18 protein-coding genes and 1 tRNA gene are annotated in these 19359 nt (G+C 58.8%); 4 read left to right on the top strand and 15 right to left on the bottom strand.

All coding sequences use genetic code 11. The features are described from left to right. Positions 1–23: 23 nt before the first annotated feature. The 7 genes from ACN0WV_RS12770 to ACN0WV_RS12740 form a co-directional block, all read right to left on the bottom strand. Positions 24–800 (bottom strand): HpcH/HpaI aldolase family protein, encoded by a 777-nt coding sequence (locus tag ACN0WV_RS12770; RefSeq protein ID WP_417606258.1) that lies wholly within the window; start codon positions 798–800, stop codon positions 24–26. Between the two features lie 65 nt (positions 801–865). Beyond that, a complete protein-coding gene (locus tag ACN0WV_RS12765) occupies positions 866–2392 on the bottom strand; it encodes an aldehyde dehydrogenase (NADP(+)) (protein ID WP_417606256.1) in 1527 nt (508 codons plus the stop codon). A 162-nt stretch (positions 2393–2554) separates the two neighbouring features. Then, positions 2555–3265 (bottom strand): ribonuclease activity regulator RraA, encoded by a 711-nt coding sequence (locus ACN0WV_RS12760; RefSeq protein WP_417606254.1) that lies wholly within the window; start codon positions 3263–3265, stop codon positions 2555–2557. A 183-nt stretch (positions 3266–3448) separates the two neighbouring features. Then, entirely contained in the window at positions 3449–5185 is a 1737-nt protein-coding gene (gene araD, locus ACN0WV_RS12755; RefSeq protein ID WP_417606252.1) for an L-arabinonate dehydratase, read from the bottom strand. A gap of 9 nt (positions 5186–5194) precedes the next feature. Next, a complete protein-coding gene (locus tag ACN0WV_RS12750; RefSeq protein ID WP_417606250.1) occupies positions 5195–5317 on the bottom strand; it encodes a dihydroxy-acid dehydratase in 123 nt (40 codons plus the stop codon). A gap of 26 nt (positions 5318–5343) precedes the next feature. Beyond that, on the bottom strand, positions 5344–7422 hold the full coding sequence (locus ACN0WV_RS12745) for a TRAP transporter large permease subunit (protein ID WP_417606248.1): 2079 nt from the start codon (positions 7420–7422) through the stop codon (positions 5344–5346). Between the two features lie 152 nt (positions 7423–7574). Beyond that, positions 7575–8615 (bottom strand): TRAP transporter substrate-binding protein, encoded by a 1041-nt coding sequence (locus tag ACN0WV_RS12740; protein WP_417606246.1) that lies wholly within the window; start codon positions 8613–8615, stop codon positions 7575–7577. A 157-nt stretch (positions 8616–8772) separates the two neighbouring features. Here ACN0WV_RS12740 and ACN0WV_RS12735 point away from each other — a divergent pair, with 157 nt between their 5' ends. Next, entirely contained in the window at positions 8773–9504 is a 732-nt protein-coding gene (locus tag ACN0WV_RS12735; protein WP_417606244.1) for a GntR family transcriptional regulator, read from the top strand. A gap of 33 nt (positions 9505–9537) precedes the next feature. Here the strand turns inward: ACN0WV_RS12735 and ACN0WV_RS12730 are convergent, their stop codons facing one another. Next, the gene (locus tag ACN0WV_RS12730; protein ID WP_417606242.1) at positions 9538–10923 is read right to left on the bottom strand and encodes a hypothetical protein; all 1386 of its coding nucleotides are present in this window, start codon (positions 10921–10923) and stop codon (positions 9538–9540) included. 292 nt (positions 10924–11215) lie between these two features. Between ACN0WV_RS12730 and ACN0WV_RS12725 the strand changes: the two genes are divergently transcribed. Both ACN0WV_RS12725 and ACN0WV_RS12720 read left to right on the top strand, forming a co-directional pair. Further along, a complete protein-coding gene (locus ACN0WV_RS12725; RefSeq protein ID WP_417606240.1) occupies positions 11216–11548 on the top strand; it encodes an aldo/keto reductase in 333 nt (110 codons plus the stop codon). Then, positions 11491–12210, top strand: a complete 720-nt coding sequence (locus ACN0WV_RS12720; protein ID WP_417606239.1) for an aldo/keto reductase — start codon at positions 11491–11493, stop codon at positions 12208–12210. The genes ACN0WV_RS12725 and ACN0WV_RS12720 overlap by 58 nt, the downstream gene beginning before the upstream one ends. A gap of 184 nt (positions 12211–12394) precedes the next feature. On the opposite strand, the gene ACN0WV_RS12715 is transcribed toward ACN0WV_RS12720, so the two are convergent. Continuing rightward, the gene (locus ACN0WV_RS12715) at positions 12395–13378 is read right to left on the bottom strand and encodes a complex I NDUFA9 subunit family protein (protein ID WP_417606238.1); all 984 of its coding nucleotides are present in this window, start codon (positions 13376–13378) and stop codon (positions 12395–12397) included. A gap of 149 nt (positions 13379–13527) precedes the next feature. On the opposite strand from ACN0WV_RS12715, the gene ACN0WV_RS12710 reads away from it, so the two are divergent. Further along, positions 13528–13613 (top strand) — tRNA-Leu (locus ACN0WV_RS12710). An 858-nt stretch (positions 13614–14471) separates the two neighbouring features. Here the strand turns inward: ACN0WV_RS12710 and ACN0WV_RS12705 are convergent. From ACN0WV_RS12705 to ACN0WV_RS12680, 6 genes are all read right to left on the bottom strand, one after another. Beyond that, positions 14472–14753: a hypothetical protein gene (locus ACN0WV_RS12705; protein ID WP_417606237.1), complete on the bottom strand. Its 282-nt coding sequence runs from the start codon at positions 14751–14753 to the stop codon at positions 14472–14474. Positions 14754–14872: 119 nt separating this feature from the next. Beyond that, entirely contained in the window at positions 14873–15109 is a 237-nt protein-coding gene (locus tag ACN0WV_RS12700) for a hypothetical protein (RefSeq protein WP_417606236.1), read from the bottom strand. 49 nt (positions 15110–15158) lie between these two features. Beyond that, complete coding sequence (locus ACN0WV_RS12695; RefSeq protein WP_417606234.1) at positions 15159–16280, bottom strand: alanine/ornithine racemase family PLP-dependent enzyme; 1122 nt, start codon at positions 16278–16280, stop codon at positions 15159–15161. Next, positions 16277–17476 (bottom strand): N-acetyltransferase DgcN family protein, encoded by a 1200-nt coding sequence (locus tag ACN0WV_RS12690; RefSeq protein WP_417606233.1) that lies wholly within the window; start codon positions 17474–17476, stop codon positions 16277–16279. Before ACN0WV_RS12690 ends, ACN0WV_RS12695 begins: the two co-directional genes overlap by 4 nt. Positions 17477–17562: 86 nt before the next feature. Continuing rightward, the gene (locus ACN0WV_RS12685) at positions 17563–18321 is read right to left on the bottom strand and encodes a hypothetical protein (RefSeq protein ID WP_417606232.1); all 759 of its coding nucleotides are present in this window, start codon (positions 18319–18321) and stop codon (positions 17563–17565) included. A 70-nt stretch (positions 18322–18391) separates the two neighbouring features. Continuing rightward, positions 18392–18745 carry a hypothetical protein gene (locus ACN0WV_RS12680; RefSeq protein ID WP_417606230.1) on the bottom strand — a complete coding sequence of 118 codons (354 nt, stop codon included), beginning with the start codon at positions 18743–18745 and terminating at the stop codon, positions 18392–18394. Between the last annotated feature and the right edge of the window lie 614 nt (positions 18746–19359).

Here is a 19359-nt window from a genome sequence, read left to right as displayed (position 1 = left end):
GCGGAGCTACAAAATATATGCGTTCACGTTTTCAAATCAGAAAAACTCTGCGCCAATTGCTCTGCCGATGCTTGCAACAGCGAAATATCCACACCTACCGCAACGAAACGAGCACCACGCGCGGTCACGCGCCGGATTAAACCGGCATCAAAAGTCAGGATGCCCGCAGGCAGGCCCGCAGCAGCGATGCGTGCGGTGGCGTCCTCGATCACGTCCATCACTTCGGGATGGGTTGGCTGGCCGGGGAATCCAAGGCTTGCGGCCAGATCGGCGGGGCCAATGAAGATGCCATCAACTCCTTCAACCGCAGCGATATCCTCTAATTGCTCCAGCGCCTGACGGGTTTCTGCCTGCACCAAAACACAGATCTCTTCGGCCGCATGGAGGGCGTAATCCTTGACTTTGCCATAGCGCGACGCACGCGTCACACCGGCAACACCGCGCATGCCTTCAGGCGGATAACGCGTCGCCGCGACGGCAGCGCGCGCCTCTTCAGCGGTATTGACCATTGGCAGCAACAAAGATTGTGCCCCAATGTCCAAAAATTGTTTGATAATTATCGGGTCATTTACCGGCGGACGCACAACCATATGCGCAGATCCACCACGGGCCGCTTGCAACTGGCTGGCCACCAGACGCAGATCCGAGGGCGAATGCTCTGTATCCAGCAAAACCCAGTCATAGCCGGTTTCGGCCAGCATCTCGGCAATGAACGGATCGGGCATCATCGACCACAAGCCAAGCTGCACCCCGCCCTCTTTCAACGCCTGTTTGAAAGGATTGCGCGGCAGGTCAGTCATGGCACTGTCTCCGGGGAGTGCGTTGGAATGCGGCCCGGATTTCCGGGCCGCATTGTCGTTAAGGGTCAGGCCAGATCGCCGGGCAGCAGCGCGGCAGGCATGTTCTGATAACAGACCGGACGCAGGAACCGCCGGATCGCCATCGTGCCGACGCTGGTCGCGCCAAAGTTCGTGGACGCAGGATAAGGCCCGCCATGCACCATCGTATCGGACACCTCGACGCCCGTGGGGAAGCCGTTGGCCAGCAAACGGCCCGCCTTGCGCTCCAGCACCGGCATCAGCTTCTTGCCGTCTTCGGTATCGCCATCCTCAAGATGCAGCGTGCAGGTCAACTGACCTTTCAAAGACTTGGCAATCGTGACCATCTCGTCCACATCGGCGGCGCGCACGACCAGACCCAGCGGGCCGAAGACCTCTTCGCCAAGTGCCTCATTGTCCATCCACTCCTTGCCGGTCGTGGCAAACAGATAGGGCGTCGCATTGCGGTTGTCACAGGTCGAGGTCAGAAGCTCCTGCACACCCGTAACACCGGCAACCCGGTCGCGCCCCTGACGGTAGGCAGACGCAATCCCGTCGGTCAGCATGGTCTGTGCGCCCATCGGCTCCAGCGCCTTGGTTGCGGCTTCGATGAAGGCATCGGCGTCCGGCCCGTCAATCACCACGGCAATGCCGGGATTGGTGCAGAACTGGCCCGCGCCCATTGTCAGTGATCCGGCCCAGCCTTCCGCCAGTGCCGCACCGCGCGCCTTCAGCGCCTCGGGCAACAGGAACATCGGGTTGACGCTGCCCAATTCGCCGAAGAACGGGATCGGCTCGTCGCGCTGCGCGCACAGGTCAAACAGCGCACGTCCACCGCCCAGCGACCCGGTGAAGCCCACCGCCTTGATCAGCGGATGCTGCACAAGAGCTGTGCCGACGTCACGCTTGCCGCCCTGAATGAGGCTGAAGACACCAGGATGCATGCCGCAGCTTTGGATGGCGGCGTGGATGGCTTCGGCCACGATCTCGCCGGTGCCGGGATGCGCGGAGTGGCCTTTGACCACCACCGGGCAGCCCGCCGCCAGCGCCGAGGCCGTGTCGCCGCCGGCGGTCGAAAACGCGAGCGGAAAGTTCGACGCGCCGAACACCGCTATAGGTCCGATCGGACGCTGCACCAGTTGCAGGTCGGGGCGCGGCAGAGGTTCGCGTTCGGGCAGCGCCTTGTCATGGCGTCGGTCGAGATAGTCGCCCTTTACGATGTGATCAGCGAACAGGCGCAACTGGCCGACGGTCCGGCCACGTTCCCCCTGAAGCCGCGCCTCTGGCAACCCGGTTTCCTGCGTGCCTATCTCGGTGATGGCATCGCCGCGCGCGTCGATCTCGTCGGCGATGGCGTTTAGGAACTTTGCGCGTTCTTCGCGGGTCGAATAACCATAGCTCCAGAAGGCCTCTTCTGCGGCGATGCACGCGGCATCAACCAAAGCAGGCGTGCCGACGCTGTAGTCATGCGCCGGGCCATGCGCCGGTTCCGAAGAGAATGTGGCATCGCCCGCAACCCACTCACCTGCGATCAGATGTTTGCCGTGAGGCGTGAATGTCGATTTGTCCAGCATGGTCGCTTCCTTTTCATATCATGTCGAATGCCCGCGCCGCACTGGTCGAGCAAGGCTATTATACTTCGATAGAGTGCGGCAGTGACGGTTTCCTGCCCAAGACCTGTGCCACCGACCTGCCGGAGTCAACCCGGTTTCCCTGCGGGTTCAGATCAGCAGCACTTAACGGCCGTTGGCCTTGCGCCATTCGTCGAACAGTTCCAGGTTGGCCTCGTCGGTTGCCGGATAGAGACCGATTATCGTCTGACCGTCACGCACACGCTCGACCACGAAATCCTCGTATGCGGTCATCTCTGTCGCCTCGACGGCGACCTCATCGGCAATACCAGCCGGAATTATGATGACGCTGTCATCATCGCCCACCACGATGTCGCCGGGAAAGACTGCCGCATCGCCACAACCGATGGGCACGTTTATGTCGATCGCCTCGTTGAGAGTCAGGTTGGTGGGGCTGGACGCGCGGCTGTGATAGGCTGGCATGTCCAGCTCTGCGATCGACATGGAGTCGCGGAAACCGCCATCCGTTACAACGCCTTCTCCGCCGCGCATCATCAGACGGGTGATGAGAATGTCACCCGCGCTGGCCGCGCGTGCATCCTTGCGGCTGTCCATCACAAGGACATGCCCCTTGGGACATTGTTCGATCGCCACCCGCTGGGGATGCTCGGGGTTGCGGAACTCTGCCAGAGTGTTGCGATCCTCACGCGCGGGCATGTAACGCAGAGTGAACGCCGGTCCGACCATGTTGCGGCCCTTGCGCGCCACGGGGCGCACGTCCTGAATGACCTGATTGCGAAGTCCGCGTTTGTACAGTGCCGTCGCCAACGTCGCGACGGAAACCTGGCGCAGCCGTTCGATTGTGTCGGTGTTCATTGTCCTACCATCCGTTATTATCTTACAGCCGCACCTTGTCCCGGCGGCTTACTGTCCAGTCGGAGGCCTGCGTCAACGACGCTAAACGCCACCCAAGCCCATCAGGGACGCGCATCCGCCCGCCCGCGATCTCTTTCGGTATCCCGTGAAAACGGCGAGACGCCGTGACCGGGGCAGCCGCCATCAGTTGATCTCTGGCTCTGGCACAGGGCCGCCAAAGTCGGTCCGGAGGAAGTCGAAATCGCAGCCCTTGTCGGCCTGTTCGACATGGGAAGAAAACATCTTGCCATAGCCACGTTCGTAGCGCGGCGCGGGTGCCTGCCACCGCGCACGACGTTCGGCAAGTTCTGCTTCGCTGAGTACGACGTTCAGGCTGCGGTTTGGAATGTCCATCTCGATGAAGTCGCCCGTTTCGATCAGGGCAAGCGGCCCGCCGACAAAGGACTCTGGCGCGACATGCAACACGCAGGCACCGTAGGACGTGCCCGACATACGCGCATCAGACAGGCGGACCATGTCGCGGTGCCCGTCCTTCAGCAGCGCCTTGGGCATCGGGATCATGCCCCACTCCGGCATCCCCGGCCCGCCTTGCGGGCCTGCATTGCGCAGCACCATCACGTGATCGGGCGTCATCGGATAGTCTTCGTCGTTGATGATCTTCTTGAGCTCGGCATAGCTGTCGGCGACGATGGCCGGGCCTTTATGCGTCTGGAATTTGGGGTCCATCGCGGCGGGCTTGATCACCGCACCGTCGGGCGCAAGGTTGCCCTTCAGCACCGCAAGGCTGCCCTCGTGATAGACCGGGTTCGACAGCGGCCGGATCACATCATCATTGTAGTTCTGCGCGTCCGCGATGGTCTCTCCCAGCGTCTTGCCCGTGACTGTGGTCACGCCCAGATCCAGCTTGTCGCCCAGTTCTTTCATCAGCGCAGGGAGCCCCCCGGCATAGAAGAAATCCTCCATCAGGTATTCCTTGCCGGTCGGACGGATATTGGCGAGCACCGGCGTGGTGTGGCCGATCTCGTCCAGATGCTCCAGCGTCAGGGGGATGCCTGCGCGGCGCGCCATCGCGATCAGGTGGATAATCGCATTGGTGGAACACCCCGTCGCCATCGCCACGGTCACCGCATTGCGCGTGCTTTCCCATGTGATGATCTTGTCAGGTGTCAGATCCTCCCATACCATTTCCACGGCGCGGCGCCCGCAGGCGGCCGCCATCCGCTTATGTCCCGCATCCGGCGCAGGGATCGAGGACGCGCCGGGCAGCGTCAGGCCAAAGCCTTCGGCAATCGACATCATCGTGCTGGCAGTGCCCATGGTCATGCAGGTGCCATAGCTGCGCGCAATGCCGCCCTGCACACCGTCCCATTGCTCTTTGTTGATGGTGCCCGCACGGCGTTCATCCCAGTATTTCCAGACATCCGTGCCAGAGCCCAGCTTCTCGCCCGCATAATTGCCACGCAGCATCGCGCCCGCAGGCATGAAGATGAACGGAATACCCATGCTGACCGCCCCCATCACCAATGCCGGCGTGGACTTGTCACAGCCGCCCATCAGCACCGCGCCGTCAATCGGATGGCTGCGCAGCGTTTCCTCGACCTCCAGCGCGCCCATGTTACGATACAACATAGACGTCGGTTTCAGGAATTGTTCGCTGAACGAATGCACCGGCATTTCAACCGGCGTGCCACCGGCCTGAAGGATGCCGCGCTTCACCCATTCGGCGCGGTCGCGCAGATGATGGTGGCAGGGTGAGAGGTCCGACCATGTATTGATCACGGCGATGACCGGCTTGCCTTCCCAGTCGTCGGCGTTCCACCCCATCTGCATCGCACGGCTGCGATGCCCCATGGAACGCAGATCATCCGGCGCAAACCAGCGCGCGGAACGAAGGTCTTCGGGTTTTTTGGTCTTGGTCATATCATCACCTCAGGAAATCGGTGTCGCGAAGGTGAACATCACCCAGATCAGAACAGCAGCCAGCACGACGCCGGCGATCCACGGCCACTTGCCATAGCCATCAATATCATCGCGAGAGTCGCGTCCAATCATGTGTAACGTCCTTCTTGATTCACATCTCAGTTCAGCGCTTCGGGCAGCCAGAGCGCAATTTGCGGGAAGCTCATCACCAACACCAGACCGACGATCTGAAGGGCGATGAATGGCAAAACGGCCAGAAAGATCTCTTGCAGTGTGACATCCTTGGGGGCCACCGACTTCAGCCAGAAACAGGCCGGTCCGAAGGGCGGCGACAGGAAATAGATCTGGATGTTCATCACGAACAGGATGCCGAACCAGATCTTTGCCTGATCCTCTGTCAGACCAAGTTCGGGTGCCAGTGTCATCACCACCGGCGCAAAAACCGGGACCGTGATGAAGACGATGGCGATCCATTCCATGAATGTTCCCAGCACCATCAGGATCAGCATCATCACGATGATCGTGCCCATCGCCGAAAGCCCGAGGCCAAGGAACATCGAGCGCATGAAATCCGCGCCGCCGACAAGATTGAAGATGCCGACAAAGCTGACCGCGCCCAGCACCAGCCAGATGATCGTGCCCACCGTGGTCATTGTGCCCAGCATCGCCGCCGACAGCACCTCCCAGTTAAAGCGGTTGCGCACTGCCGCAACGACAAGCGACCCGATGCAGCCCACGGCAGCCGCCTCTGTCACCGATGCAACGCCCCCATAGATAGAGCCCATCACCGCGCCGATCAGCAGGATGCACAGGATCACCGCGGTCAACCGGTCCTTGGACAGGCGTTTCTCCTCGCCGCCGGTCTTGGCGGCAACCTCGGCGGCGGTGGGTGCCAGCGAATGATTGAGGTTGACCCGGATCAGTACGTAACCAGCATAGAACACCGCCAGCATGATGCCCGGCACCGCGCCCGCCATGAACAGATCGCCGATGCCCACCTCTGCCGACAACCCGTAGACGATCATAATGATCGAGGGCGGGATCAGCGTCGCCAGCGCACCCGCCGCGCAAATCAGGCCAATGGTCAGCTTGCGGTCATATCCCAGCCGGAACATCTGTGGCAGAGCCACCAGGCCCAACATCACGATCTCGCCGCCCATCACACCGGACATGGCGGCCAGGATGACAGCCACAACGGTGGTTTGCACCGCGACACCGCCCCGCAGATTGCCCGCAAAGATCGACATCGCGTCAAACAGGTCTTCGGCGATCCCTGCGCGTTCCAGGATTGACGCCATCAGCACGAAAAACGGCACCGCGACCAGCGTGTAGTGTTCCAGCAGACCCGCGGCGTTGGAACTGACCAGAAACAACCCACGCGGTCCGAAAAAGGTGATCGCCATGATGACCGAGACGATCAACGTGACGATGCCCAACGGCATGCCGGTCATCATCAGCGTCACCAACAGCAGCACCATGATGATCGAGACGGTGCCCAGATCCATCGCCCGCATGTTCAGCGCCTTGGACGGGTCCAGCGCCTTGCCCACGGCGGAAAACCCATCCGAAATCGCCGCGGCCCAGGAAATATCAAAGGCATGCCCCAGCAAGGCCGAGACAAAATAGATCAGCATGAAGCCAGCCAGCAGCTTGACCGCCAGTCGCGCCCCGCCGGATGTCACATGCCGATACAGGTTCACCGTCAACTGGGTGAGATACAGGAAGGCACCAGCGACCATCACGGTCTTCAACACCATTGGCAGCGGGGAATTGAAGGCCGAACCGGACTTTTCGACGCGCTCAATGCTGACATAGGCCCGGATCGACGCATCCGCGAGCAGCATGTAAAGCGCCACGATACCAACCAACATCGCAAACAGGTCCAGCCACCAGCGCTGCCGGTCACTCGCCATGACATGAAAAACGGTGATGCCGATATGGCGCCGCTTCAGCGTGATATAGCCCGAGGACAGCATCCAGGCGCTAGCGCACAGCATCATCACCGTCTCAAAGGCCCAGTAGGTGGGCGCGTTCAGCGCGTAGCGGGAGAACACCTCATAAAGTGTGGCGGCAGCTGCCACCAGATAGAACACCGAAATGCCGATGCCCAATGTGTGACTGAAATGGTCGACCACATTGTAGTTGTCGCGGTTCAGATCTCCGTCGCTGTACAGAGGGTCATCTCCTGCCACCTCCAGCGGTGCCGTCTCCAGATGTTCGTCATATTCACGGCTCATGCCGGATGCCTCCGTTGCCCACCTGTTCCGGCGAGTCGATCCGTCGTGTCACCCGTCCCGGACTTGATCCGGGACCTCCGCGCTGGCGGTGTTCGCTGACAGGAGGTCCCGGATCAAGTCCGGGACGGGTGTTTTCCTGCATCAACGTCAGATTATAGCAGCCCGGCATCTTTCATGAATTTGATATGCGTATCATAGACTTCCTGCGCCAGTTCGGTCTGCGCGGCAAAGTCGCTCCACGCTTCCTGAGCGATCACGCGAAACTTGTCGCGCTCGGCCTGGGGCCAATCGATGACCGTCAGTTCACCTGCCGCCTTATCGCGCGCGACCAACTGGCGATCGAGACGATCGAAATACTGCCTCAGCCCGTTATAGGCCGCCAGATACCACGTCTCCAGCGCTGCCTTCTCCGCATCCGTCAACTCTTCCCAGACCATCTCGGACACGGTGAATTGCAGGATCGGGGTAGAGTGGATGCCCGGAAAGATCGGGAACTTTGCGATCTTGTGCATACCGTTGGAGTCGTTGTTGGCATAGGCAGAGTTATCCGCAGCATCGATCACGCCTTTTTCAAGCGCGCCGTAGGTCTCCGACCCCGACATCGACACAGGAGCAGCGCCTGCGCGTTTGAACACATCGGCGGCAAGGCCTTCGGGCGAGCGGATTTTCAAACCCTTCAGGTCAGCCACGCCATTGACCGGCACTTTCGAGACAAAAGCCTCTCTCGCATAGGCACCGCAGCCCACGACATGCACGCCGGGGAAGTGGGCATCGTAGAGCTTTTGCAGCATTTCCTTGCCGCCGCCCTGCGCGCAGAACGCCTGGATCTGGTCGGCAGAGTCGTAGCCCGCGATCAGGTCGCCCATCAGTGCAAAGGCAGGGTCGATCCCGGCAAAATAATTGATCGAGGTCAGATCACCATCGAGGATCCCTACCCCGATCGCCTCTGCCGTTTCGCGGCGCGGCACAACGGCATCGACCGGCAGCAATTCGACCGACAAGGACCCGCCGGTCATCGCTTCGAGCTTTGGCACCCATTCCTCGTTCAGATAGGCGAGCGATGCGTGGCTGGCGTTGGAACTTGTCTGGATCTTCAATGTGCGATCCGCCGCCATTGCCGCGTTGGCCGCAAGCGTCAAGCCCGCAATCAGGGTAACGGCCTTAGCGACCGAAACAATCATAGACGATTTCATTGGTTTCCTCCCTAAAGTCTCGTCGCACCTGCAATCCGTTCCAGGCTTTTCTTCAGAAACGACTAGGCAACTAATATATCAGTGAGATAGGCTAGGCAACGACTCATTCGCCCTAGGTCACGGGACAAGCGCGACACAGAGATGTAGAGAGGCGCGCATGAAACTGACACACAGCACAACTGAACAAGGCCTCTTTGCCGCTGCGGACGGCGCGCGCCCCGGCGCGTCTGCGGCCCAGCGTGTCTACGCAAACCTGCGTCAGCGCATCGTGAACCTGGAGCTGAAACCCGACAGCACCCTATCGCGCAACGCATTGGCGAAGCATTACAACGTCAGCCAGACTCCGATTCGCGAGGCCATGCAAAAGCTTGAACAAGACGGGCTTGTGCGAATTTTTCCGCAGTCCGGCACGGTTGTCGCCCGCATCGACGTCAAACAGTTGCACGAAACCCAGTTCCTTCGCGTCGCCGTCGAAATCGAGGTAGTCCGACGCCTTGCAACTGACCCGGATGCGCCGACCTTGCACCGCGCCCGAGTGCTTTTGGACATGCAGAAAGCGTTGCGCGACAGGCCGGAACAGGTCGACATGTTCAGCGATCTCGACAAGGCATTTCACCGGACGCTGTTCGCAGGCGTCGGCATGATCGGCTTGCACCATTATCTAGAAGGCAGGCTGGGCCATCTCGCGCGTTGCCAGCGTCTGGAACTGCCCAAGGCGGGCAGAATGGTCGGCATATTGGGCGGCCATACGGCGGTGCTGGACGCGATAGAGGCGGGTGACGCCGACGGCGCGGCGCAGCAGATGCGCAAACACCTGACCGGGACGATCCTGCGGATTTCCGTGCTGCAAGAAGAATTCCCTGACTATTTCACTTCTGAACAGTTGTAGGATTTGCAAGGTCGCAAGTGGCGGCCCACAAAGTCAGAGAAACGTCAGGACGCGGAACACCCCAATCAGAAACACCGCGGCCAGCAGGCTGAAGGTCAGGTTCCAGCGCCAAGTCAATGTCACTGGCGCAAGCCCGCTGACCCGGCCGGTCAGAAGCACAACCGTTGAAAACGGCGAAAACGTCATTGCCAGCGCCCATCCGCAGGAGATCGACAATGCAATCAAGGTTGGATCGGCGGGCATGACCGGCAATGCGCCGAACAGGCTGCCGAAAAAGATCGCCATCATAATCGGGCTGAGGGCGGACAGGCTGAGCAAAGCAATGACTGACGGCAACAGCCCCAACAGGACGTAATCCGGCACCGCGTCGATCCCCAGCGCCTGCCCCAATTCCTGTGCTGATATCAGCCCGGCCAACATCCGGCCAATATAACCCGAGCAGGCCAGCGTCACGGCAACCGGCGCGGCCTTGGGCAAGCTGTCGCGGTAGATCCCGCCCAGTCGTGACCGCACGAACGGCCAACCTTCGCTGCCCCGGTTTTGCGCCCATAACCAGCCCACCAGCATCACCGGACAGGATACGACAAGACCAAAAACGATGGTATCGCCGGTCAGCCACGCTATCGTTCCGGACATGCCCAACAACCAGCAGCACGCAGCCAGAAACATCACTGCGGCATGCCGTGGGAACGGGGGTGGCACCATCGGTCGGGCCGCATGCCTTCGCCTGTAGCGCAGCTGATCCTCGATGCCGCCCAAGGCCATCACGCAAAAGAATGTCCCAAGCCCCAACAAAATCCAGCGTCCGCGATCAACGCCGTGCATCAATTCCATCAACACCAGCGGCGCGATCGCGGTAGGCGACCAGATCACGCTCCAGGCGAAACCGCGCAGCAAGGCGCTTAGCTGACGCCGCTCGCGGATCGGGTTCAGCGGATCGCCGGGCGACGCATGATGGATGCCGCGCTGGATCAACGGCACCAGAAAGCTGACGACACCCACGTTGAACAGGATCGACATGATTGCCGTGCCACCGTTCAACGCATAGTAGCGCCGTCGCGGCGGCTGGCGCGTCAGATAGCCGCCCAATTCGCTGACCGACGGCGACGTTGCAGCCGCTTCGTGCAGCAAGCCCAGCAGCAGGATGAAGGCCATCAGAAAGCTCGCCTGATCCAGCGCGCCCTCTATCACACCCGGCTTGTTGAACGGGGTCCAAAACGCCACGACCGTCGCCAAGACGCTCGCGCCCAGCAGGTAATATTCCCGTCCGCTCAGGTGCCGGAACGACAAGACAATCACGCCTCCCATAGCGGCCCAGGCCGTCCAGCGCAGCGGATCCAGCCCTGTGAGCCGCGCGCAGATCTCGAACGCCATGATGGCGACGATGGCCGCAGAAAGCAGACTGCGCGACTGGTTCATACGCCACCTCTAAACAGCCGAGCATTGCTGACCTGCGTGCAGGAAAAATATGCTGAACACATGTTCGTGCTTTCTGTTCATGGCAACACCCAGACCCGGCGCGCCCTGTCCCTGACCGTTTTGGCCAAACGGCGACATGGCCCGAGCCACACCGTGCTTGCAGGGCTCGGTTGTCGCCATGCTATTGTTGACATAGTAATATATCAGCAAGCCAGACTGTCCATAGCTCGGTGCCGATTTGGCTTGCCGCTGCGCCAGAAACATCCGTGCCCATGAAACATGAGGGATCTTTATGCAGACACGACGATTGGGACGCCATGGGCCCCAGGTTTCAGCCATCGGCATCGGCGCGATGTCCTTCGCGGGCTTTTACGGCGATACCACCGAGGCCGAGGCACACGCGTTGCTGGATACCGCGGTCGAGCTTGGCGTCACCCATCTTGATACGTCCAACATCTATGGGATGGGCAAATCAGAATCCATAATCGGCAGCTATATCGCCAGTCGCGGCCGCAACCCCTTTCTGATCGCGACAAAAGCCGAATCACGCGTGATCCGGGTTCTGGCGTGCGCTACTTCGACAATTCCGCCGAACATCTCGAAGCCGAACTGGACAAAAGCCTGATACGGCTGGGTGTGGAGTGCGTGGACCTTTTCTACGTCCATCGCCGCGAAGCCGCCCGTCCGATCGAGGAAGTAACGAACACGATGGCAGCGCTGGTCCGCAAGGGCAAAACCCGCGCCATCGGCCTGTCCGAAGTCGCCCCCGCCACGTTGCGCCGCGCCGCTGCGGTGCATCCGGTCGCTGCCGTGCAGTCGGAATATTCGCTGTCCACACGCGCCCCCGAACTTGGACTGGTGCAGGAATGCGAACGTCAGGGCACGGCGTTGGTGGCTTTCTCGCCCGTGGGCCGGGCCTTGCTGACCGATCGCCCTCCCACCGAGGATCGCGTCGCGGCCTCGGCGTTTCTGGCCGGCAACCCACGCTTCACCGAGCCGCATTTCTCCGCAAACATCGCGGCAAGCGCGCCCTTGCGTTGCCTGGCCGCAGAGAGCGGCACCAGTGCGGCCGCATTGGCCATCGCCTGGCTGATCGCAAAGTCGCCGACTGTCATCCCGATACCCGGCACCCGCAACCCGGCACATTTGCGCGAACTGGCCGCAGGAGCGTGCATGGAACTGTCCGACACCGAACTTGCGCGTATCGAAGCCGCATTGCCAGTCGGATGGGCGCATGGCGATCGCTACACTGAGGCACAATGGATCGGGCCGGAACGCTATTGCTAGAATAAGCGGCTTTCCCGCATTGATAGCGACAGCAAATGCCATATCCGAATGGGTCGCTGCAAGCGGCCACCGGCGCGTATTCCAGAAGCCCGTCACCGCGACCAAGGCCATGGTCGCACATAAAGCCGATCTGCTGCACCAATGTCAGAACTCATGCTGAACAACCGTAGCGCGGCGCGGTGGATCAAACCTTAAGATTGCGCGCAGATTCCTTGATCGCGTCATACTGGCCGGATGGACGGAACCGCCACAGGTAGTCGGGCAACACTGCCTCCATATCGATGGGTTCTATCCCAAGTTCGGCAAACCCTTTGGCACCCTCGGCAACAACATTGTCATGCGCAAGATTTCTGACCTGATCGCGTGTGGCAACCGGGTTGGGGATCAAGCCCAAAGTCACCTTCTCCAGCAAATCAAAAGCCCATGCGATGATTTTAGCGAAGAAAAACGGGATATTCAGGACTAGGCGACGCTTGCGGATCACACTCAGCATCTCCTGCATCAGCGCCCGAAAGCTCATCACATCGGGACCCCCCAGTTCGTAGATGCCCGGTGCCGCCTCGCCCTGCACACCCATCACCGCGGCCCGAGCAACGTCATCGACATAGACCGGCTGAAATTTCGTGTCGCCTCCGATCACCGGCAAGACCGGGCCAAAGCGCGACATGCCTGCGAAACGGTTGAAAAACTCGTCCTCGCGTCCGAAAATGATTGACGGGCGCAGGATCACGGCATTCGGGAAATGCTCCAGCACGGCAGCTTCGCCCAACGCCTTGGTACGCCCATACGCGCTGCTGGCTTCCGGATCCGCACCGATGGCTGAGATTTGCACCAGTGACTTTACGCCGTTCTGCGCAGCCAACCTGGCAACACGCGCGGCACCCTCGTGCTGCACCGCATCAAAGCTGTTCTTGCCGCGCTCAGCCAGAACCCCGACGCAATTCACCACCGCATCAGCCCCCTGCATGACCGACGCCACGCTCGCATCGTCGCGGATGTTGCAAAGAACTGGCTCAACCTGTCCGACCACACCGAAAGGCTTTACGAAGATCGCGTCATTCGGACGCCGCACCGCGACCCGGACGCGCCAGCCCAGCTTGGCCATGCGCAGAGCAATGTAGCGGCCAACAAAGCCGGATCCGCCATAGATGGTCACGAGCTTGGTCATATCTGTAGGCTCCTTGCACAGCAATTCTCTTGCCTGAATAGCGATGCACAAGGTCGCAGACAAGGTGCCAAGGCACCGCGTGCAAATATCTTCAGAAACCTCGTTGACACGGCCTGCTCTCAGGCTTAAACGCCTGCTCCACGACACCTGCCCAGGTGGCGGAATGGTAGACGCGCTGGCTTCAGGTGCCAGTGGCCGCAAGGCCGTGGAGGTTCGAGTCCTCTCCTGGGCACCAAATCATCAGATGAACCTATTGTTTTTGTTGAATCTTTTTCATATATCTTAATCTTCATCCACCCAATTATCCCCCTTAGCGTTTTCGCGTAGCTCCGCGTGTTTTGGGACTGCTTGAGTGTTTTTTTTGGCTTGAAGTATTGCTTTGAGCCGGAGGGCTTTACGACCAAGACGCGAGCGTTGGTTTCCGCGAGGACTGCCGGTGTCGAAATTGAGCAGGTGCGCAGTGTCTGGGCCGAGTAGCAGGACCGCTTCCATGAGAGGCCGCGCTGGACAGCGGCGCTACATAGTCCGCCGACGAGCTGAATCGCGACCCGAAGTTGAAGCTAGAGCCAGACGCCAATTCGATGGAGTGCCGCGAGAAGGCGGCGGGAGTTCGTGAAGATTCATCGTCCCCAAGATTCCGTTTCGACATTGCTGAGCTCCTTGCGTTGAAGATCAGCAATCGACAAATCGCAGCTTACGTAAGTGTCCTAATTTTGGGGACTAACTCAGTTTACCAACATTGCAGGTCGTACTTTTTAGATTTTGAACCTTAACAAATCTTAACATTTACCGGCAGAAACGTCGGACCGCCATCAGTACGGCCTCCTGTGGAAAACGATTTTCGTTTCCACGCAAACACGCATTCTGGGACCAAGTCGGACAACAGGGCCGGATCTAAAAGGCGCATGAAGAAGTAGCTTCCGGCCATTCGTAGGTGGCGCAGCATTTTTGGCGGTCCAAGATCGGCAATGTGGGTCGAAGTGAGAGTTCGCCGCGTTTGCACAGATGTCCGCTTTATTGGTGCGCAGGACTTGGAACGAGGAATACCGCGTCGATTACGGCCTTCGGGAAGTCCGTGAGTAATTTCGGGTTTCTAGAATTCGTCAGATTCCGGAAAATTGCCTAGCCTAACAAGGAAGCTTGGGTCGCCGACTTCTCCGCTCGCTGGATCTTCAGTAACCATGTAGGCGTCAGCACCCGCGCAGTCTTCGGATAGCGCCTCTCGTTCGGCTCTGCTTGTCGCTTCTGACGCTGTGGAATATTCAAATTGCTTGGCAATCTTCAGGCCTGTTTGCCCATCGCGCCAAGCCTTGGTTACAACATAGGTCTGGCAGATATAGTGGATTTTTTCTGGGGAACGGTCTGCGTCTGTCATGGATGGATCCTTATGATCGGCTGAAACAATTGGAAGTTCCGGGAACAGCCTTGGCCGATTTCAGCCGGATTGACGTGCCGGTTTTCCAGCGGAGCACTTAGCAAACCGCCGAAGTTCAACTACTGCGTTGAAGCGGCTTTCGTGCGATGCAATTTTGACGCTGCTGAATCTTTGGGTACAGGTGGCGTGTTTGCATCTCTTTCAAGGCGAGCATCGCGCAGTCGGGAATTCTTGGCGTCACGTTTTTCCGTTTCTTCGTCGACCATTTGTCTGACAACACGCGTCGTCTTATCTATCGGGGTTTCCGGTTTGGCGTCAGACACCTTGAACAGATTGTTTTTTGTGAGTTTCGTCATTTTTCAGTTTCCTTTTTGGGTTAGCGTCAGCTGGACCAAGCGAGCTCTTTCAAACCAGCGCTAAGTGGTCGACCTTGTCTTGGGTGTGCCGTGTTGGTCGTGTGGGTGGATTGCCCATGAGTTCCACTTTGATGTCCGGCGCAGCCATCGCATGCATCAACGCTTTGTAATTCATCTGGAATCTCACCTCGGAACCGATCTTTGGCAGGGTGCCGGGCATTCCAATGACAAGATGATCGCTGGTCGCACCGATCAATGTGCTTCCAAAAGGCATTGAAAGCCCCAGAATGTCGGTGTCCTGATGACCCATAGCGACGATAAAGCGCTTGGAAACACCACTGGCGTGCGCGATGCGACGTCTTGCCATAGTTGGATTGACCAGAGCGATGGCGGAAGGCGCAGGTTTTGAACCCGTTTCAATGACTTCTGCGACAAGCGTGAAGGCGTCTGTGTACATCCCGTCGATCCGGTCGCCAGACACTGGCTCAACACCCAGTAGGATCGCCTCACCCAGACGAAGGTCGTTGACGCGACCCGTCGCGTGTTCACCAAGCGCCCAGGGCAAATTGGCTGAGTTGCCACCGGATACGACCTTGAGGAACGGGCCACATACCCCCTCGATCTCATTCGCGAGGTCGCAAAAAGTGGACATTTGCGACCTAGTAGGGGCAAGCCTGCTCAGACAGCCAAAGTTCGCGCCTATCCCTTTCAATGCAACCCCTGACATTTGCATGACCTGCTGTGCAATACCTTTCAGGTTCTCGGGTAGTATCCCATCGCGCAGATCACCCATTTCGACCATGAGGACGATACCGTGGACAGAACGATTTCGGATCGCGGCAGCGGCCAAAGCCGAAATGACCAAAATCTCGGTGTTATAGCTATCTTCGCAGGACTGAATGACTTGATCGGCCTGGCTTAACATCGGCGAACGGATCAGCGTGATTGGGCCTGTCATGCCTGCCGCACGTAACCTTTGCACATTGCTGATCCGCGCATCGGCAAGCCCCACAGCTCCGCCATCGAGCATGGCTTGAGCGATCGCAGGATGCCCACAGACAGCCTTGGTCACGCCTGTGACGCCGATCCCACGCGGGCCTAGGCGCTTGACAAGTGTCTGCGTGTTGCGACGTATCTTACTGAGATCCACCTCGATCCGCGGGCAGCTCATATCGCGGCCATAGAAGGCCTTTGTGTCAAGCCGGGGTATGCGGCGACCACCATCGCTAACAAATGTGAAACAGGTCGGGCCAACGCATCGGTGACCGGCAGCCCAAGTTTGAGTGATTGGGCCGCAATGGTGGCGGTGATTTCCGCCTCAGACATCCCTTCGTGGTTAAGCGTGACACCGATGACCTTTGTGTCGGCAAAGGCTTCGATCAAGGCGATCTCACTTGCCGCAGAAGGCATCGGCATATTGGGAAAGTCACAGCGGTGGGCACGTTTCGGCGCGTGCTGAAGGATGACAGCATCCGGCTGGCTCCCCCGCAAGATAAAGGCGGATGTGCAAAACGCGGGATGGCTCAAAGCACCCTGACCTTCGATCAAAATTACATCGGGCTGTTCCGCTTCAGAAGCTGCAACAATCGCGCCTTCAAGCTCGCCACAGCAAAACTGGGGCGGTACGGCATCCATTGCGATACCGTATTTCGCGCCCTGCATCAGGCCGGTCTGGCCCGTGCCGACAAGGACCGTCTTGATGCCCCTGGCATTCAGGGCCTGGGCCAATACGGTCGCCGTTGTCCGCTTTCCAATGGCGCAATCGGTTCCCAGAACGGCAATCCGCAGCGCTTTGACACCAGCAACACTGCCATCAAACAGGCGCATGTCCTTGCTGGGTTTCGGCTTGCGGATGTCGCGGATCGTGACATTCCGTTCGGATGCGGCGGTGGTTATCTCGTGGTCGTCGCTCAGATACTCATGCAGCCCGCTCACGATGTTCATGCCAAGCCCGATCGAATTCAGAACAACGCTTCGATCCTCAGGTGAGAGCCGCCCTGTTGAGGGGGCCATCCCATAAATCAGCGCGTCGGGAATGACAGCTTCATGGGCAACCGCAGCATCCAAATCAGGAAAGATCGGTATGTGGTTCTTTGTATCGTCGAGGACGGTTCCGCTGTCTTGCCCGCTATAGGTGCTGTCGATGACGGAAAGGATGCGATACGCTTGAGAATGGCGCACAAGGCCATTTGCCGTCTTGCCATCGATTTGCGCGAAATTTCCCTCACAGTAAACGACTGCCGTCGGTGAGCCTGAGACCTGCCCGCCTGACGTCAGGCTTGCAGGGTTGATCTGTGTTTTTCGTGGCGCTTGCGCCTCCCTGGTCGGGCCGCGGTTGGTATCCACGGTGTCAGATTTGGTTTCCATTTTGATTTCCCTTGATACGTTGGCGCGGAGGACAGCACCGTCCTCACCTGCGCATTTTGGAGTGGGTAGGTGCGCCGTGCTCGCGCCTAGTTTTTCAGCACGCACTGCCCCTTCGATTTTTGAAAATTCCTGTCGCATTCCCAGCGGTCGCCCGATCTGTCCAGATGCGCATTTTTAGGAACAACAGTTAGCTCACATGTCTTGCCAGAGGCGGCATATCCACGATCACACTTCCACCCAGAGCCATAGGTGGTGTCATCAAAATATGCGTTGTCGGGGATCACGACGGCTTCGCACAGGCCGTCCTGTTCGAAGAAGCCGCGCTCACATGTCCAGGGCTGACCGTATCCTAATCCGTTCAGAAAGGCGTTGGCCGGAACCGCAATGGCAGTACACTGGTCGCCAGCTGGTTCAAACCCACGTTCGCACGTCCAGCTAGAGCCACCTGACGTATCTGCCAAATACGCATTCGCTGGCAGAACAATCTGCTTACATGCATCCTCGACCTTTATGTAGCCTCGTAAACAACGCCAACGTTCGCCCGACGGGTCCAAAAATCCACCCTCGGGCACGTCGACTGCAATACATTCAACGTCATCGGTTTTGCGAAACCCGTGAAGACATTCCCATCCGGGACCGTAGGTCCGGTTCGTGGCAAATGCGTTTTGCGGCACGATCACAGCGACGCAGGCATTTTCGTTCAGCCGGTAGCCAACGTTGCATTCCCATCCTTCACTGTAATTCTTGGCACTGGCGTTCTCAGGCATTGAATGTGTGTCGGTTTGGGCAAAGGCAGGTAGTACAAAAAACATGACTGCGAAAATTGAAACGACAAAAAGGGCCATTACTGATGGTGTTCGCGTAAGAGCGAAGGCAGCGATTGGGTATGGACCGCGAGGCTCTGTGAGTTGTGATTTACGACCCATCTAAGGCAAGCTTCGCAAGACATGCGTCGGCCAGATCCCGGCTCGGGGCTTTAGTGCCCGGCAACGTGGCCCAGCCGGTTTCCATCATCGCATTGCGCTGCTGAAAGCCGGAAGTTTCTCGAAGCGTTGCCAGTATTTCAACGCGTTCCGCATCCGCTTCTGAAAGGCTTAGACAAACCGGCACCATAGCCAAGGTGACTTGCTCTGCGGCAAAGCTATCAGCCATTTCCTCCGCACTACCTGCAGTCGTCCAGCCGCCCCATGTAAAGCCAAGAATAGAGACTGCAACTGCGCCAACCAAGGCGCCGTAAACAACGGGTTTCGTCCATTCGGGAAATGTCATTTTTAATCCTCTGACGGAGAAAGCGCCGCCGCACTATTTTTGACTACGTTTGTAATTGCCTTGGCCCGATATGCGCCAATGCCAACTCTAGGTCTCGGTGGAGCACTGCGCGCAGCCCTGACTTCCAGCGGACCAATTCATCAATAAAAACGTCGCTGTCCGTCGATCTGGCGCAAAGCTGTGGCTGAGCATGACATCATCGTCTGCCAACACTCAGCGGTCGCCCGCGGGCAGTTCGTCGGTGTATCCTGCGACCACAAACTGATGATGAAATGTCATAACTGACGTGGTCGTGCGCGATGACATCGGCAACCTTCCCAAACATCAGAGCCCTGCTACAGGCCGTGACAGCTGAATTTTCATGATGGAGGGTTGTGGTCCGCTCTGGCAGGCTAATGCGCCTATGCCGAAGAGAGCCGCAACTTTCGTATCTTGCATATAGTCTCTTAACGTCGAAAATACAACGTTGATGACACTGGCTTCGTTTCTGAGACCATCGATGCCCTTAAGGTGATTAAGGTTTGCAAACCCTCAAAAGTAAACCTCCGGCGACGGCCGTCTGATCTCAGGCTCAATCTGATGGTAAGTCCGACCTTATGTCCGACTTTATCAAC

Origin of the sequence: Primorskyibacter flagellatus (genome assembly GCF_048268605.1) — a bacterium.
In the GTDB taxonomy this organism is placed as follows: Bacteria; Pseudomonadota; Alphaproteobacteria; order Rhodobacterales; family Rhodobacteraceae; genus Primorskyibacter; species Primorskyibacter flagellatus.
The sequence above is the reverse complement of the archived record's forward strand: the minus strand, read 5'-3'. Positions and strand labels throughout refer to the sequence as shown.